Below are 14,114 nucleotides of genomic sequence, written 5' to 3' on the forward strand. Positions count from 1 at the left end.
ATGGATCGCTCACAGGCGTTGGCCGTTGAACATGCGGAAAACCAATACTTGCGCACCCGGGTCGAGGGCCTGGCGAGCATCTCGGGCAACCCCTATCGGGCAAGCGTGCAGGGCGATTCGAGCTGCGGTGCGTTCCTTGTGGCCGACTATCCCAGCCCGATGCTGAATCGGGTGCACGGTGACCAGGAGCGAGACGCCGGGAAGCTGGCCAGCCTGCTGCAGGCTTGCAACGCCTGCAACCCGGCGATCGCACTGATCGCCGCATCGGCCAGGATCGCACCCACCCTGGAGCTGCAAGGGCAACTGCTGCAACGCCTGAAGGGCTGGACCCATGGGCAATTCCTTGCGCCCGTGGAGGCGATCCCGTCCCCGCCGGCGTGTTCGGATATCGAGTCAGTGGACCTGTCGACCCTGGAAAGCTTCTGTGTGCTGCATCGCGAGGCATTCAACACACCCGCGGCTGCCCGGCCGGTTACCCAAGCGGCTTTCGGCGCCTTGCTCGACGATGCTCGCGGGCACTTGTACCTGATACGCGAACAGGGTGTCGCGGTGGCCGGTGCGGCGTTGTTCATCGCCGACAACGGCGTGGCCTACCTGGGCACCGCCTTTACCACCAAGGCTGCGCGCGGCCAGGGTCATCACCGGGCCCTGATCGCCCACAGGTTGCACCAGGCCGTCGCCCTCGGCGCTCGGAGTGTGGCGGCCACGGCGTTGGTGAACTCGCAAAGCCGGCGCAACCTGGAACACTGCGGCTTGCGCCTTTCCCACCTGCAAACCCTGTATCGGGCCGCGCCTTAGCAGCGCTGAAGCCCTGGCCCTGAACGGGTGGCGAGCCCTTGGGCAAGACGGGCAGCCCGGCTGCTTTGCGACAGGCAGGCAGCGGGCGAGGCTTGGCCTTGTGCAACCGGTCGAAGCGATGAGTTTCGGAATCAGCGCTATTGGCTTGTCCGCGATTGCCTGGCCCACTCCTCGGCCGTTTTCGCCTCCACCGGCAGGGCAAAGCAGAAGGTCGCACCGCGCCCGGGTTCGTCCACCAGGCGGATGCTCACCCCGTGCAATTGCAGGATGCGATGGACGATGCGCAAGCCCAGGCCGCCGTCACGGCGGGCGCCACCGATGGTGAAGGGGCGCAGGAACAGGCCTTCGCGCAGGTGCTCGGCAATGCCGGGACCACTGTCGCTGACTCGTACCTGCACCTGTGGCCCCTCGGCCTGCAGGCTGATTTCGATCTCGCCGCCGGCCGGGGTATGGCGCAGGGCGTTGTCGAACAGGTTGGTCAGTACCCGCTCGATCAGCCCGAGGTCGGCGCAGACCACCCAGGTGTCCGGCTTGAAACGTGCTTCGAAGCGCACCTGGCGCGCCTCGGCGGTGAGTTCGAATTTCTGGAACAGGTCCTGCAACAGGTCGGTCAGGGAGAAGGGTTCGAGAATCGGCTGGACGAAACCATGTTCCAGCCGCACCAGTTCCAGCAGTGCCTGGGCCAGGCCGCCCACTTTGCGGCTCTGGTCCAGGGCGATGCCCAGGTAGCGCCGACGTTCCTCGGGGCTCAGGCTGGCGTCCTTGAGCGACAGGGTTTCCAGGTAGCCATGCAGGGACGACAGTGGCGTGCGCAGGTCGTGGGAAATGTTCGCCACCAGCTCGCGGCGCTCCTGATCCTGGCGGGTCAGGGTGCGCCACTGTTCGTTGAGCCGGGTTTGCATCTGGCGGAACGTGGCATCGAGTACGGCGATTTCATCCAGGCTACCGTTCTTGGGGTGAGCTGGTGGCGTGGGCTCCAGTGGCGGCGAAGCACCCTCGATGTCGAAGTGGCCAACCCGCTCGGTGAGGGTGCGCAATGGCCGGGTGATCAGGGCGAAAGCCGTGAGGCCGGCGATCAGGCACAGCAGCGCCACCAGGGCGATCGACCACAGGGCGATATTCAGCGCCGCGCCATTGGCGCCGCGTTCGGCGATGCGGTCGTGTTCCTCGCTGAGCAGCACCACGTACAGATAACCCGCCTGCTTGCCGGCAACCATCAACGGCGCTGCGCTGAACACCTTGCGCCCATCCTGGCTGCGCGGGTCGTCGCCAAGGATCGGCAGCGGGTCGCCAGCCAGCAGGCGACGGATTGGCGCCAGGTCCACCTGTTCGCGGCGCAGGCGGCCGGCGGGAGCGGCATTGCCGACTATCCGTCCCTGGCTGTCCAGCAGGTACAGCTCGACACTGGGGTTGACCAGCATCAGCTGGCCGAACAGCGCACGCAGGGCGTTGGGCATCAGACCGTTGGCATCCATCAGTTGGGTGTCCCGGGCGATATGCCCGGCCAGATCCCGGGACAACCCCTGCACCACTTCCAGCTCATGCATGCGATTGGAGCGCACCTGCAGCCAGGCCGAGGTGGAGCAGCACACTAGCAGCAACAGGGCGAACACCACGGACAGGCGTTGGCTCAGGGTCAGCCTCATGTCGGCTCCTGGGCGGCGAACTTGTAGCCGCGGCCCCAGACCGTGAGGATCCGCGCGGGCTGTGCCGGGTCGCTTTCGATCTTGGCCCGCAAGCGATTGATATGGGTGTTGACGGTGTGCTCGTAGCCTTCGTGGTTGTAGCCCCAGACGGCATTGAGCAGGTCCATGCGCGAGAACACCTTGCCCGGCTGGCGGGCGAAGAAATACAGGAGGTCGAACTCCCGCGGCGTGAGGTCCAGGCGCCGCCCGTCCAGGCTGGCGTCGCGGGTCAGCGGATCGATGGCCAGGCCGTCGAGGGCGAGGCTGCCGCTGTCCAGCTTGAGGTTGCGTGCCAGCGCATCGACCCGGCGCAGCAGCGCCTTGACCCGGGCCACCAGCTCGAGCACCGAGAACGGCTTGGCCAGGTAGTCGTCGGCGCCCAGTTCCAGGCCAAGGATGCGGTGCATCTCGCTGGAGCGGGCACTGGTGATGATGATCGGGGTGTAGCGGGTCATGGCCCGGGCCTGGCGGCAGATTTCCAGGCCGTCGACCCCGGGCAGCATCAGGTCCAGGATCAGCGCGTCCCAGCCGCCCTGTTGCAGCAGGCGCAGGCCCTCGGTGCCGTCGGCACTGTGCACCACCTCCAGCTGCTCGTCGCGCAAGTGCAGCGCAATCAGCTCGGCAATGTGCTGGTCGTCCTCGACCACCAGCACGCGTTTGGCTTGTTCCATCGACACAGGGTCCTTTAGGCAATGGGCGCATTGTGCGGTGTTTCGCCGAGGCCAGTTATCACGAATTGTTTAACTGTGCGTGAGGATTTGGCGATCAGCCCAAGCTTAGGCTCAACCCACTACCAGAGCGGATGATTGTGGGAGGCAGCCATGTTTTCACGGCGACAGTTCTTATTGGCCAGTGGCGGCCTGGGTGTGGCGGCCCTGGCCTTGGAGGTCCTGCCACGCTTGGGCGGCGTTGACGCGCTGGTCGCACCGGCGCTGGCCGACGAGGTTTTCGAGGTCAGTCACAGCGACGCTGAATGGCGCACCTTGCTCAGCCCCGAGCAGTACCGGGTATTGCGCCAGGAGGGCACCGAGCGCGCCTACAGCAGCCCGCTGAACGAGGAGCACCGCGCCGGCACCTTTGCCTGCGCCGGTTGTGCGCTGGCGCTGTTTTCCTCGGCCACCAAGTTCGACAGCCACACCGGCTGGCCAAGCTTCTGGGCCCCGCTGGAACAGGCAGTGGCGCAGCGCAGCGATCGTTCTTTGGGCATGCAGCGCACCGAAGTGCACTGCCGGCGCTGCGGCGGCCACCTGGGGCATGTATTCGATGATGGCCCGGCGCCTACCGGCCTGCGCTACTGCATGAACGGGCTGGCCATGAACTTCACCGTACAAGCGGCCTGATGCTGTTTCTCACCGATAGAAGGATGACCTCATGTGGCTACTGCTTCTCGCTTATCTCGGTGGTGTGCTGACCATTGTCAGCCCCTGCATTCTGCCGGTATTGCCCTTTGTCTTCGCTCGCACCGGCCAGCCGTTCTTGCGCAGTGGCTTGCCGCTGTTGCTGGGCATGGCCCTGACCTTCGCCGTGGTCGCGAGCCTGGCGGCGGTGGGCGGCGCCTGGGTGGTGCAAGCCAATCAGTACGGTCGCTGGCTCGCGTTGCTGTGCATAGCACTGTTCGGGCTGACGTTGCTGCTGCCGCGGTTGGCCGAGCGCCTGACCCGGCCGCTGGTGGCGGTGGGCGGGCGGCTCTCGGAGGCTGCCGGCCACGACCCACGGCCGCGGCCCGGCGCTTCATTGTTGATCGGCGTTGCCACCGGCCTGCTCTGGGCGCCGTGCGCCGGGCCGATTCTCGGGCTGTTGCTGACCGGAGCGGCATTGCAGGGCGCCAACCTCGCGACCAGCCTGCTGTTGCTGGCCTACGCGGGCGGCGCTGCGACCTCGCTGGCCGTGGCGCTGTTGCTCGGTGGCAAGGTGTTCGCCGCCATGAAGCGCTCCCTGGGCGCCGGTGAATGGCTGCGCAAGGGCCTGGGGGCAGCGATGCTCGCCGGGGTCGCGGCCATTGCCATGGGCTGGGACACCGGGATTCTCGCGCGTCTTTCCACGGCCTCCACCGCCGGCCTGGAGCAGGCCCTGGTGGGACGGTTGGCGGGTGGGGCGGCTGCACCGGAGGGGGCGATGCAGGCGCAAGATCACCTCGGCGGCGCAATGATGGCTGCCGCTGGCGCCATGTCCGCGCCGGCCCTGCCGGTGCAGGGCCAGTTGCCGCCGCTGAGTGGCGCCGTGCAGTGGCTCAACTCGGCCCCCCTGAATGCCGAGGCGCTGAAGGGCAAGGTGGTACTGGTGGATTTCTGGACCTACTCCTGCATCAACTGCCTGCGCAGCCTGCCCTATGTCAAAGCCTGGGCCGAGAAGTACCGCGACCAGGGGCTGGTGGTGATCGGTGTACACGCCCCGGAGTTCGCCTTCGAACGGGACGTGGGCAATGTCACCAAGGCCGTGAAGGACTTGGGCATCGACTACCCCGTGGCCATCGACAACGACTACCGGATCTGGCGTGCCTTCGACAACCAGTACTGGCCGGCGCACTACTTCGCCGATGCCCAGGGGCGCATTCGCTACCAGCACTTCGGCGAGGGTGAGTACGCCGAGTCTGAGCGAGTGATCCAGCAACTGCTGCGCGAGGCCGGCAATGCCCAAGTCGCCGGTGGCTTGATCCAGGCCGAGGCCAAGGGGGTGCAGCAAGCGGCGGACATGAACGAGGTGCGCTCGCCGGAAACCTACGTCGGCTACCAGCGCTCGGAGAACTTCGTGCCCCAGGCCAGCCTGGCGCCGGACACCGTCGCGGCCTATGAGGTGCCAGCGCAGTTGGCGCTGAACGACTGGGGCCTGCGCGGGCAGTGGAAGGTCGGGGCCGAAAGTGCTCGATCCACTGCGCCAGGCGGGGCGCTGGTGTACCGCTTTCACGCCCGTGACCTGCACCTGGTACTGGGTCCGGGTGTGGATGGCAAGCCGGTGCGCTTCAAGGTGCTGATCGACGGCCAGGCACCGGGGGCGGACCACGGCGTGGATGTGGCGCCCGACGGCAGCGGCCAGGTGACCGAGCAGCGCCTGTACCAGTTGGTGCGTCAGGCCGGCGATGTGGCGGAGCACACCTTCAGCATCGAGTTTCTCGAACCAGGGGTGCAGGCCTATGCCTTCACTTTTGGTTGAAAGGTGGGGACACGACAGTCGGTTGGCCAGGATCGTGGAAAGGCCGGGCGCGGACCTGCAGGTTCACTCATGGCAAGAGAGGCAGGTATGAAGAACATTCTGGGTGCAGTGCTGGCAATGACCGTGCTGGGGCTGGCGGGGCAGTGCTCGGCCTTTTCCCTTGGTGGTACCGGTGACGCGGTGGTGATCGCACCGCCAGCGCTGGATGAACGCAATCCGGCCCCTAGCGAGACGGCGGTATTTGCCGGTGGTTGCTTCTGGGGTGTGCAGGGCGTGTTCGCCCATGTCAAAGGCGTGCAGCGCGCGGTGTCCGGTTATGCCGGGGGCGCGGCGCAGACGGCGGACTACCAGCGGGTCAGCGAAGGTGACACCGGGCATGCCGAGTCGGTGCAGGTGACCTTCGACCCGGCCCAGGTCAGCTATGGCAGCTTGCTGCAGATCTACTTCTCGGTGGCCCACGACCCTACCGAACTCAATCGCCAGGGGCCGGACAGCGGCCCCCAGTACCGCTCGGCGCTGTTCCCGCAGACGCCCGAGCAACAACGGGTGGCCCAGGCCTACATCGCCCAGCTCGATGCAGGACGGGCGTTCGCCAAGCCCATTGCCACCCGCCTGGAACCGGACCAGACTTTTTACCCGGCGGAGGCCTATCACCAGGATTTTCTTGCCGAGCACCCTGGCTATCCCTACATCGTGATCAATGACCTGCCCAAGGTGGCGCACCTCAAGCAGCTGTTTCCCGAGCGTTACCAGGAACAGCCGATACGGGTGAAGACTGGCGGTTGATGACCGATCTTGAGGGCGGGGAGGTCAGTAGCGCCACTTGCGTAGCAGATCCTCGCCATAGCGCTGGCTGATCAGCGCTTCGACGCCGTCATCGTCGTCATGTACCTCGGCCAGGCACAGCAGCATCAGCGCGTCCAGGTAGTCCTGCGGCGAATCGAAGAAAGGCGTCAAGGCCATGCCGCTATCGTGGTCGAAATAGTAGACCGCGCCGGTGTCGCGCTCGAAGCAGAACAGGTTGCCGTTGCCCAGGTAGTCGCCGAAGGCCACCAGCCTTTGCGCCAGTGCCAGGTCCAGGTATTGCTCGTCGATCTCGACGATGCCGGGGTAGGCCTCCAGCAGAGGCTGGATCGAGATGTCGCCGGGCTCGACGCTGCACAGGGTCTCGGCCAGGGACAGCACCCCCAGCTGGCGGTGGTAGTCGCGCAGCGCCAGTGGCAGCGGGCAGCCCAGGCGCTGTTCCAGGGCCTGCAAGGCGTCTTCGCTGACGGGTGTCAGCTCGGGTTCGTTGATGTGTCCTTCCCATAGCGCGCCGTAGGCGCCAATCGCCGCCCGGTACCAGGCCAGGCGCGTGGCCTGATCGGGCAGGTCCGGCCAGGCCAGGGGCGGGCAGCCGGCCGGTGGCCAGTCGGCGTTGGTGTCGTGTTGTTCTGACATGAGGGCTCCTTGGGTGAGCGGCAGGTGAAGGGCGATCAGGCGCTATGGCGCTTGCGCTCCATGGCGATGTCCGAGGGCTCGAAGCCCATCGAGCGGAAGAACTGCGCCGCTCCAGGACGACCGGCGCGCAGGACCCAGGTGATCTGCGGGTTGTCGCCCATCACCCAGTGCACCAGGGCCCGGCCTGTACCTTGCCGCCGATGTTGCTGGGCAACCACCACCATGGACAGGTAGCCGTTGGAGAGCCCATCGCTGAGGCCGCGGGCAAAACCGATGATGCTGTTGTCGTGCAGGGCCACTGCCGTGCGCTGGGAGTTGGCCAGCAACTGGCTGAAGTACTCGCGGGTACCAATGCGATGGCCCCAGCCGTTGTCCGCGAGAAATTGCCACAGGGCTTCGCAGTCCTCGGCCCGGGCGTCGCGGATCAGCATGGGCATGTCTCCAATGGGTAGCGATCGCGGATTGCATCCCGCCGGCGGGTTATTCGTCAAGCGCGGCTGAACGCTTCGGTCAAGCCGGGCGAGCATTGCGAACATTGTTGCCGGCTGGCGCCAGGCGTAGCGTGGTGCCTGGACTTGGATCTGCCTGGAGGGACGCAAGCATGACCGTGAAACTGGGAGCCATCGATGCCTGGGCGCAGCCGGCCAATGGCCGCGCGCGGGCGCTGTTGCCGGAAGTCGCCCGGCTGTTCGAGAAGTCCGGCTCGGCGCACCTGCTCGACCAGCCGGTGAGCATCGAGCAGACCGTGGCGCTGATGGATCAGGCCGGAGTGGAAAAGCTCATGCTCAGCGCCTGGTGCCGGCCCGAGGGCTGGGTGTTCAGCAACGATGAAGTGGCGGCCTATACCCGGGCCTTTCCCGAGCGTTTCGTCGGCGTGGCCACGGTGGACCTGAGCCGGCCCATGGCCGCCCTGGCCGAACTCGATCGGGCGGTGGGCGAGCTGGGTTGCAAGGCCCTGCGCATCGTGCCCTGGCTATGGAAGCTGCCGCCCAACCACCGCTTGTACTACCCGCTGTACGCCAAGTGCATCGAGCTGGGGATTCCCTTCTGTACCCAGGTCGGTCATACCGGCCCGCTGATGCCCTCGGAGACCGGGCGGCCGGTGCCCTACCTGGACGAGGTGGCCCTGGACTTTCCCGAGCTGGTGATCATCGGCGGGCACATCGGCCATCCCTGGACCGACGAGATGATCGGCCTGGCCTGGAAGCACGACAATATCCACATCGATACCTCGGCCTACCTGCCGGCCTACTACCCGCCGCAGCTACTGCATTTCATCCGCACCTACGGCCAGGACAAGGTCTTGTTCGGCAGCAACTTCCCCCAGCTGTCGCTGAAAAAATGCCTGGAGCAGGTCCAGGCCCTGGAACTTCCGCCGCCAATCGCGGACAAATTCCTCCAGGACAATGCCCGCCGGGTTTTCGGTTTGTAGTCGCCTCCCGCAGGCGCACATGGCCGTGACCCTGGGCGGCCCGGGTCCGCTGGCGAACGGTGCGCGCACCTTGGCAGCGGTTTTTCTGGCTCGAGGTTTCTTGTAATCTTGGCCTCCCCATTCACGGACGAATATCGAGACAGCCCATGGCTAACTCCACCCCGTCACGCCTCGGCAAGATCCTCCAGGGTCTGCTGTTCGCCCTGATCGGCATCGGCCTGCTGGTCATCGCCGGCAACCTTGCCCTCGACCGCCGCGAATTCCTCGCCAGCGCCCAGACCGCCGACGGCATCGTCAGCGACCTGAATGCCGGCGGCTCGCACCCCGAGATCGCCTTCACCACGGCCAGTGGGGAGAAGATCTCCTATCCCCAGGGCGGCTTCATCTTCGGCTACCAGAAAGACCAGCCGGTCCGGGTCTACTACCAGCCCGACCGCGCGGCCAACAGTGCGGTCATCGACGATCCGGCCGCTCTCTGGGCCACCCCGGGCGTGCTGGGCCTGATCGGCCTGGTGTTCGTCATTGCCGGCCTCATCGGCATCGCCAGCCAGCGCGGGCGTCGCGCCGCACAACCATTAAAAGGACTTTGAACCCATGAGCTATGACATCCCGATCCCGGTCAACGAGAGTCGCTGGCAGTACCAGACCGCCAGTGGCGGCGGCCTGACCGTGGCCCTGCTGGCTGGCAGCGGCGCTTCCCTGGTACTGCGCTCGCCCCAGGGCGAGGATGTGCACTACCACTATGGCGGCCTTGGGGTGGGGGTAGGGTTCGGCGCTCGCCTGCCGCGCTTCGGCAAGGTCAATATCCGGATCAAGGGCAAGACCGTCGGTGGCGCCGGTGCTGCCGAAGCCTTTCCCAGCACCGGCAAGGTGTTCGTTTCCGACGCCCTGGCCAGCCGCGACCTGACCAGCGACGACATCACCGGCCCTTGCCTGTACACCGAAGTCGGTGCCGGGCTGGGGGTGGGTGGTTCGGCCACGGCCTTGCTGTTCGGCCTGGACCCCAAGCTGCTGGCCCTGGCGGTAGCGGTGAATTCCACTGCGGCCTCGATTTTCGCGGCTACCACGGTCAACCGCCAACTGCTGCAGTCGGCCAAGGGTGCGGTAGTCATGGCCGGGATGAACGCCGGCCTGCAAGCCGGCGGCGGTGCGGCGATCTACATGGGCTACCTGTTCTAGCCCTTTCTGTCCGGGGCGCCTGGAGTCACAGGCGCGCCAGGCATTGCTGGAGAATATCCAGCCCCTCTTCGAAGACTTCCGCTTCCGTGGTCAGGGGCGCCAACAGGCGCACGATATGCCGTGACTTGCCGCTGGGCATCAGCAGCAGGCCGGCTTCCCGGGCGCTGGCCAGCAGATTGTTCAACGGCTCCGACGCTGGCGCGCCCTGCTCATCCAGCAGCTCGATTCCGCGCATGGCGCCGACCCCGGTCAAGCGCCCCAGGTAGCGGCACAGGCCACTGGACTTCCAGTGCCGGTAACGCTCGACAATCGCTCGTTCCTGGACCTCGCCCCAGGCTTGCAGATGCTCGTCGGTCATTTCCTCCAGGGTCGCCAGGGCCGCGGCGCAAGCGATCGGGTTGCCCGAATAGGTGCCCCCCAGGCCGCCTCGGGGCAGGCTGTCCAGCAGCTCCTGGCGACCCACCACCGCGCCCAGGGGCAGCCCGCCGCCGATGCTCTTGCCCAAGAGGATCAGGTCCGGTTCGATACCCAGCCGGGAAAAGCCGAAACGCTGGCCGGTGCGGCCAAAGCCGGACTGGATCTCGTCGGCCACCAGGAGGATCCGCTGCTCGTCGCACAAGCGACGCAGGGCCTGGGCGAACCCCGGGTCCAGAGCCAGGAAGCCGCCTTCGCCCTGTACTGGCTCGAAGATGAAGCAGGCCACCTCGCCGACATCGATCTCCACGCTGAACAACCGTTGCATGGCCTTCAAGGCTTCTTCGGCACTCACGCCGTTGTCGGCGCTGGGGTAGGGCAGGTGGTACACGGGCCCCGGTAGCACGCCGACCTTCTGCTTGTAGGGGGCGACCTTGCCGTTGAGGTTGAGGGTGGCCAGGGTACGGCCATGGAAGCCACCATCGAAGGCGATCACGGCGCTGCGCCCGGTCGCGGCGCGGACGATCTTCAAGGCGTTTTCCGCTGCTTCGGCGCCACTGTTGGTGAGCATGCCGCTGACTGGATAGTTCACCGGGATGAAGCTGGCCAGGCGCTCCATGAACTCAAGGTAGGGCGCGTGGGCAGCGGCGTTGAAGGCGTAGTGGGTGAGGCGGCTGGCCTGGGCCTGGATGGCCGCGACGATACGCGGATGGCAGTGCCCGAGGTTGAGTACGCCAATGCCGCCGACGAAGTCGATGTAGCGCTTGCCCTGGGTGTCCCAGACTTCGGCGTTGCGCCCGTGGCTGAGCTGGATCGGATGGACGGTGGCGATCGAACGGCTGATGTTCTGGTGGCTCATGGGATGGGCTCTGGATGCCGGGAACGAGCCGTTATCTAAGCCGGCCTCGGCCGCCTGGGACAAACGAAATAAAGTCGCCGGGTCAGTATGAAATTTCCCGATCTGGTCTTTGCCTCCTGCTCAGGACCTTTGCGCCTTGTGGCGGTTACGCAGGTGGCGCACCAGGGCGGCGAGCGCCAGCAGGGCCACCACGCCGAGGAAGATCGGCAGGCGATAGGGCTTCAGGTCGCCGAAAAAATGCTGCAAGGCCTCGCCGGCCCAATAGCCAGCCCCGACGAACAACATGGCCCAGACTGCGGCCCCGAGCACATTGAGCAAAGCAAAGCGCCAGGGTGCCAGGCCGCTGGCGCCGATGACCATCGGTCCTACCAGGCGCATGCCATAAAGAAAGCGCACGGCGAACACCGAGGTCAGGGGATAGCGCTCGATCAGGCCCTTGACCCGCTCGATGGCGGCCTGGTGGCGCTTGAGCCTGGGCAGTATCCGGGCACCGGAGTAGCGACCGGTCCAGAACAGCAGTTGGTCGCCGAGGATGCCGCCGAGGGTGGCCAGGCCGAGCACCTGGGGCCACTCCAGGTTGCCCTGGTGCGCCGCCATGCCACCGAGGATCAACACAGTCTCGCCCTCCAGCAGGCAACCGACGAAGATCACCCAGTAGCCGTAGGTGGCGATCAAGGCGTTGAGGTCCAGGTGTTCGAGCATGGCTATCCCTTGTGTACGTTCGAGGTGGGTCATGGCTTCGATCCGCCATCCTGCTTCGAGTGCTACCGGATTGAAGCGTTCGGTCGGCGATGGCTGAGCGTAAGGGATATACCTTTGACATATCCCTTTGCTTCACTAGACTTGAGGGCACCTTTGGCTCATGCAGCAGGTGATTCGATGGAAACCGGTTCCGTATTCAAAAGCAATCGCAGCCAGGCTATTCGCATGCCCAAGGCCGTGGCGTTGCCGGACGATGTCACACGGGTGGACATCGTCGCGATCGGCCGCACCCGCATCATCACTCCGGCGGGCGAGTCCTGGGACAGCTGGTTTGATGAGCAGGACAGCGTGAGCGCTGACTTCATGACTGAACGGGAGCAGCCAGCCGAGCAGATACGTGAGGAGTTCTGATGTTCAAGTACATGCTCGATACCAATATCTGCATCTTTACCATCAAGAACAAACCCCAGCAGGTTCGCGAAGCGTTCAGCCGTAATCAGGGACGTTTGTGCATCAGTTCCATCACGTTGATGGAATTGATCTATGGTGCGGAAAAATCTGCCGTGCCGGAGAAAAACCTGGGGCGTGTCGAAAGCTTCGTGGCACGCCTGCAAGTGCTGGATTATGACGATAACGCTGCGATCCATAGTGGCCAGCTACAGGCCGAACTCGCCCAGAAGGGCAAACGGATAGGTCCCTACGATCAGCTGATAGCGGGACATGCCAGGTCATTGGGGCTGACCCTGGTCACCAACAATCTTCGTGAGTTCGAGCGTGTGCCCGGGTTGCGCGTCGAGGATTGGGTCTAGGGTCTGTTGCCGTTTCGGCGCAAACCGCGTTGCCGCGTCAAATGGCGCCAGGCTAGGCGTAGGACGCAGGCAATGGTCGTTCCCTTGTCAAGTCCTGCAACGACGCATGGCGCCATTTGTGGACGGGCCGGTTTTAGCGCGGCGCGTCGTTACTCGACGGCTCATTTGGACGGCCAAACTTCGCGTCTCGTGCCTAGCTCCGCGCTAAAACTGGCTCCGGCGCGGTCGCGGCGAAATGGCAACAGACCCTAGATAAGTCCGACACCCCTTACTGTCCTATCACCCAGGCCCAGGCCATGGCCGAACCATACAGGCCCAGGCCGAACACCGAGTGGCCGACCAGGCTGCGCAGCCGGGCCACGTTCGGCTTGGGCGTCTTGCTGGCCGCGACTCCGGCACCCATGCACGGTTGCATGAGGAAGAATGGCGCTGCCACCGTCAGCACGCCGACGATCAGCGCCGGGGCCAGGGTCGGCTGCAACGGCCATTGCGGGTCCTGGGTCAGCAGCAACAGTACCGCGAAAGCGATCCCGATCAGGTAGTGGGCCAGCCAGCCCAGCGTTTGTTCTGCGGCTATTGGCGCCGCCTGGGCGATGTTCTGGTGCACGAACCGGCCCTTGGGGAAGTGGCCGACCCAGCGCCCGACCATGGCCCAGTTGGGGCCGGGCATGTTCAGGAACCGGGCCAGGAACAGGTTCCAGAGATCCAGGACCACGGTTGCGCCGACACCGATCGCCAGTGCCGGTAAGATCAACGCCATGAGTGCATGCATAAGGACTCCTTCGGATACGGGAGCCTGGCAGTACAGTGCCAGGTATTCCCATGATAAGATTTCATTCAATTTAATGATTGAATGATCAATAAAGCAGCAGGAACTGTCAATGACCGATTCGTTTTCCCCACAGCAGCCCCTGGCCGACATGGCCGAGCTGGCGCGCATCCTCGGGCATCACCATCGCTTGATCCTGCTGGAGCACATCGCTCGCGGCGAGCAACCGGTGGAGCGCCTGGTGGAGGCCTCGGGCCTTTCGGTAGCCAACACTTCCCAGCATCTGCAGCAGTTGCGTCGCGGCGGTTTCGTGCAGTCCCGGCGCGATGGCAAGCGCGTGCTCTACAGCCTGGCCCAGGGGCCGGTGGTGAACCTGCTCGATGCCCTGCGCCAGTACGTCGACTACAACCATGGACAGATTCGCGACCTGCTCAGCGACAGCGTGCAACAGCCGGCGCGGCTTGAGGGCATCTCCCGGGGCGAGTTGCAGCAGCGCTTGCAGGAAGGCGGCATGACCTTGCTGGATGTGCGTTCGCCGGAGGAATTTGCCCAGGGGCACCTGCCGGGGGCGATCAACATCCCGCTGGATGAGCTGGAACTGCGCCTGGCGGAGCTACCGTCGGAGCAGGAGTTGGTGGCCTACTGCCGCGGCCCTTACTGCGTGCTTTCGCACAACGCTGCGGCGTTGTTGCGGGCCAAGGGCTTCAAGGTGCGGCGCCTGGACGAGGGGTTCACCGACTGGCAGGCCGCAGGGCTGGGTGTCGAAGCTAGCGAGTGAAAACGCCGAGAAACAGGGCGAATAAGCCATTGCCTACAGGTGCATGATCCATATCAACAGGATTTTCAGAGAAATCCGCTACAAGGGACCCAGGCTCGG

The 14,114-nt window shown here is 65.2% G+C and carries 17 protein-coding genes; 10 read left to right on the top strand and 7 right to left on the bottom strand.

Going from position 1 to position 14,114, the window contains the following annotated elements:
• Complete coding sequence (locus tag CAG11_RS04210; RefSeq protein ID WP_085594923.1) at nucleotides 1–798, top strand: GNAT family N-acetyltransferase; 798 nt, start codon at nucleotides 1–3, stop codon at nucleotides 796–798.
• A 137-nt stretch (nucleotides 799–935) separates the two neighbouring features.
• Here CAG11_RS04210 and CAG11_RS04215 read toward each other — a convergent pair whose 3' ends face one another.
• Both CAG11_RS04215 and CAG11_RS04220 read right to left on the bottom strand, forming a co-directional pair.
• A complete protein-coding gene (locus CAG11_RS04215; protein WP_085594925.1) occupies nucleotides 936–2,444 on the bottom strand; it encodes a HAMP domain-containing sensor histidine kinase in 1,509 nt (502 codons plus the stop codon).
• On the bottom strand, nucleotides 2,441–3,154 hold the full coding sequence (locus CAG11_RS04220) for a response regulator transcription factor (protein ID WP_085594927.1): 714 nt from the start codon (nucleotides 3,152–3,154) through the stop codon (nucleotides 2,441–2,443). Before CAG11_RS04220 ends, CAG11_RS04215 begins: the two co-directional genes overlap by 4 nt.
• Before the next feature lie 150 nt (nucleotides 3,155–3,304).
• On the opposite strand from CAG11_RS04220, the gene msrB reads away from it, so the two are divergent.
• From msrB to msrA, 3 genes are all read left to right on the top strand, one after another.
• Nucleotides 3,305–3,823 carry a peptide-methionine (R)-S-oxide reductase MsrB gene (msrB, locus tag CAG11_RS04225; protein ID WP_085594929.1) on the top strand — a complete coding sequence of 173 codons (519 nt, stop codon included), beginning with the start codon at nucleotides 3,305–3,307 and terminating at the stop codon, nucleotides 3,821–3,823.
• Nucleotides 3,824–3,854: 31 nt separating this feature from the next.
• A complete protein-coding gene (locus CAG11_RS04230) occupies nucleotides 3,855–5,633 on the top strand; it encodes a cytochrome c biogenesis protein DipZ (RefSeq protein ID WP_085594931.1) in 1,779 nt (592 codons plus the stop codon).
• 87 nt (nucleotides 5,634–5,720) lie between these two features.
• Nucleotides 5,721–6,419: a peptide-methionine (S)-S-oxide reductase MsrA gene (gene msrA, locus CAG11_RS04235; protein WP_085594933.1), complete on the top strand. Its 699-nt coding sequence runs from the start codon at nucleotides 5,721–5,723 to the stop codon at nucleotides 6,417–6,419.
• 24 nt (nucleotides 6,420–6,443) lie between these two features.
• Here msrA and CAG11_RS04240 read toward each other — a convergent pair whose 3' ends face one another.
• On the bottom strand, nucleotides 6,444–7,073 hold the full coding sequence (locus CAG11_RS04240) for an SMI1/KNR4 family protein (RefSeq protein ID WP_085594935.1): 630 nt from the start codon (nucleotides 7,071–7,073) through the stop codon (nucleotides 6,444–6,446).
• Nucleotides 7,074–7,108: 35 nt separating this feature from the next.
• Nucleotides 7,109–7,504, bottom strand: coding sequence for a GNAT family N-acetyltransferase (locus CAG11_RS04245; protein WP_085594937.1), 396 nt, complete (start codon nucleotides 7,502–7,504; stop codon nucleotides 7,109–7,111).
• Nucleotides 7,505–7,674: 170 nt separating this feature from the next.
• On the opposite strand from CAG11_RS04245, the gene CAG11_RS04250 reads away from it, so the two are divergent.
• The 3 genes from CAG11_RS04250 (at nucleotide 7,675) to CAG11_RS04260 (ending at nucleotide 9,684) form a co-directional block, all read left to right on the top strand.
• Entirely contained in the window at nucleotides 7,675–8,505 is an 831-nt protein-coding gene (locus CAG11_RS04250) for an amidohydrolase family protein (RefSeq protein ID WP_085594939.1), read from the top strand.
• A 146-nt stretch (nucleotides 8,506–8,651) separates the two neighbouring features.
• Nucleotides 8,652–9,095, top strand: a complete 444-nt coding sequence (locus CAG11_RS04255; RefSeq protein WP_022640741.1) for a DUF3592 domain-containing protein — start codon at nucleotides 8,652–8,654, stop codon at nucleotides 9,093–9,095.
• 4 nt (nucleotides 9,096–9,099) lie between these two features.
• A complete protein-coding gene (locus CAG11_RS04260; RefSeq protein ID WP_022640740.1) occupies nucleotides 9,100–9,684 on the top strand; it encodes a hypothetical protein in 585 nt (194 codons plus the stop codon).
• Nucleotides 9,685–9,709: 25 nt separating this feature from the next.
• On the opposite strand, the gene CAG11_RS04265 is transcribed toward CAG11_RS04260, so the two are convergent.
• Complete coding sequence (locus CAG11_RS04265; protein WP_085594941.1) at nucleotides 9,710–10,957, bottom strand: aspartate aminotransferase family protein; 1,248 nt, start codon at nucleotides 10,955–10,957, stop codon at nucleotides 9,710–9,712.
• A gap of 120 nt (nucleotides 10,958–11,077) precedes the next feature.
• Nucleotides 11,078–11,659 (bottom strand): DedA family protein, encoded by a 582-nt coding sequence (locus CAG11_RS04270; protein WP_085594943.1) that lies wholly within the window; start codon nucleotides 11,657–11,659, stop codon nucleotides 11,078–11,080.
• A gap of 177 nt (nucleotides 11,660–11,836) precedes the next feature.
• Here CAG11_RS04270 and vapB point away from each other — a divergent pair, with 177 nt between their 5' ends.
• A complete protein-coding gene (gene vapB, locus CAG11_RS04275; protein WP_085594945.1) occupies nucleotides 11,837–12,070 on the top strand; it encodes a type II toxin-antitoxin system VapB family antitoxin in 234 nt (77 codons plus the stop codon).
• On the top strand, nucleotides 12,070–12,468 hold the full coding sequence (gene vapC / locus CAG11_RS04280) for a tRNA(fMet)-specific endonuclease VapC (RefSeq protein WP_085594947.1): 399 nt from the start codon (nucleotides 12,070–12,072) through the stop codon (nucleotides 12,466–12,468). Before vapB ends, vapC begins: the two co-directional genes overlap by 1 nt.
• A 268-nt stretch (nucleotides 12,469–12,736) precedes the next feature.
• Here vapC and CAG11_RS04285 read toward each other — a convergent pair whose 3' ends face one another.
• Nucleotides 12,737–13,240: a DUF2938 domain-containing protein gene (locus CAG11_RS04285; RefSeq protein ID WP_085594949.1), complete on the bottom strand. Its 504-nt coding sequence runs from the start codon at nucleotides 13,238–13,240 to the stop codon at nucleotides 12,737–12,739.
• Nucleotides 13,241–13,349: 109 nt separating this feature from the next.
• Here CAG11_RS04285 and CAG11_RS04290 point away from each other — a divergent pair, with 109 nt between their 5' ends.
• Complete coding sequence (locus CAG11_RS04290; protein ID WP_085594951.1) at nucleotides 13,350–14,015, top strand: metalloregulator ArsR/SmtB family transcription factor; 666 nt, start codon at nucleotides 13,350–13,352, stop codon at nucleotides 14,013–14,015.
• The last annotated feature ends 99 nt before the right edge of the window (nucleotides 14,016–14,114 follow it).

This window comes from Pseudomonas sp. B6(2017) (assembly GCF_002112765.1).
Taxonomy (GTDB): Bacteria; Pseudomonadota; Gammaproteobacteria; order Pseudomonadales; family Pseudomonadaceae; genus Aquipseudomonas; species Aquipseudomonas piscis.

Excerpts from the sequence above, each read along its gene's own strand:
- CAG11_RS04210 (WP_085594923.1), top strand. The coding sequence starts at position 1 with ATGGATCGCTCACAGGCGTTGGCCGTTGAACATGCGGAAAACCAATAC.
- CAG11_RS04215 (WP_085594925.1), bottom strand. The coding sequence starts at position 2,444 with ATGAGGCTGACCCTGAGCCAACGCCTGTCCGTGGTGTTCGCCCTGTTG.
- CAG11_RS04220 (WP_085594927.1), bottom strand. The coding sequence starts at position 3,154 with ATGGAACAAGCCAAACGCGTGCTGGTGGTCGAGGACGACCAGCACATT.
- msrB (WP_085594929.1), top strand. The coding sequence starts at position 3,305 with ATGTTTTCACGGCGACAGTTCTTATTGGCCAGTGGCGGCCTGGGTGTG.
- CAG11_RS04230 (WP_085594931.1), top strand. The coding sequence starts at position 3,855 with ATGTGGCTACTGCTTCTCGCTTATCTCGGTGGTGTGCTGACCATTGTC.
- msrA (WP_085594933.1), top strand. The coding sequence starts at position 5,721 with ATGAAGAACATTCTGGGTGCAGTGCTGGCAATGACCGTGCTGGGGCTG.
- CAG11_RS04240 (WP_085594935.1), bottom strand. The coding sequence starts at position 7,073 with ATGTCAGAACAACACGACACCAACGCCGACTGGCCACCGGCCGGCTGC.
- CAG11_RS04245 (WP_085594937.1), bottom strand. The coding sequence starts at position 7,504 with ATGCTGATCCGCGACGCCCGGGCCGAGGACTGCGAAGCCCTGTGGCAA.
- CAG11_RS04250 (WP_085594939.1), top strand. The coding sequence starts at position 7,675 with ATGACCGTGAAACTGGGAGCCATCGATGCCTGGGCGCAGCCGGCCAAT.
- CAG11_RS04255 (WP_022640741.1), top strand. The coding sequence starts at position 8,652 with ATGGCTAACTCCACCCCGTCACGCCTCGGCAAGATCCTCCAGGGTCTG.
- CAG11_RS04260 (WP_022640740.1), top strand. The coding sequence starts at position 9,100 with ATGAGCTATGACATCCCGATCCCGGTCAACGAGAGTCGCTGGCAGTAC.
- CAG11_RS04265 (WP_085594941.1), bottom strand. The coding sequence starts at position 10,957 with ATGAGCCACCAGAACATCAGCCGTTCGATCGCCACCGTCCATCCGATC.
- CAG11_RS04270 (WP_085594943.1), bottom strand. The coding sequence starts at position 11,659 with ATGCTCGAACACCTGGACCTCAACGCCTTGATCGCCACCTACGGCTAC.
- vapB (WP_085594945.1), top strand. The coding sequence starts at position 11,837 with ATGGAAACCGGTTCCGTATTCAAAAGCAATCGCAGCCAGGCTATTCGC.
- vapC (WP_085594947.1), top strand. The coding sequence starts at position 12,070 with ATGTTCAAGTACATGCTCGATACCAATATCTGCATCTTTACCATCAAG.
- CAG11_RS04285 (WP_085594949.1), bottom strand. The coding sequence starts at position 13,240 with ATGCATGCACTCATGGCGTTGATCTTACCGGCACTGGCGATCGGTGTC.
- CAG11_RS04290 (WP_085594951.1), top strand. The coding sequence starts at position 13,350 with ATGACCGATTCGTTTTCCCCACAGCAGCCCCTGGCCGACATGGCCGAG.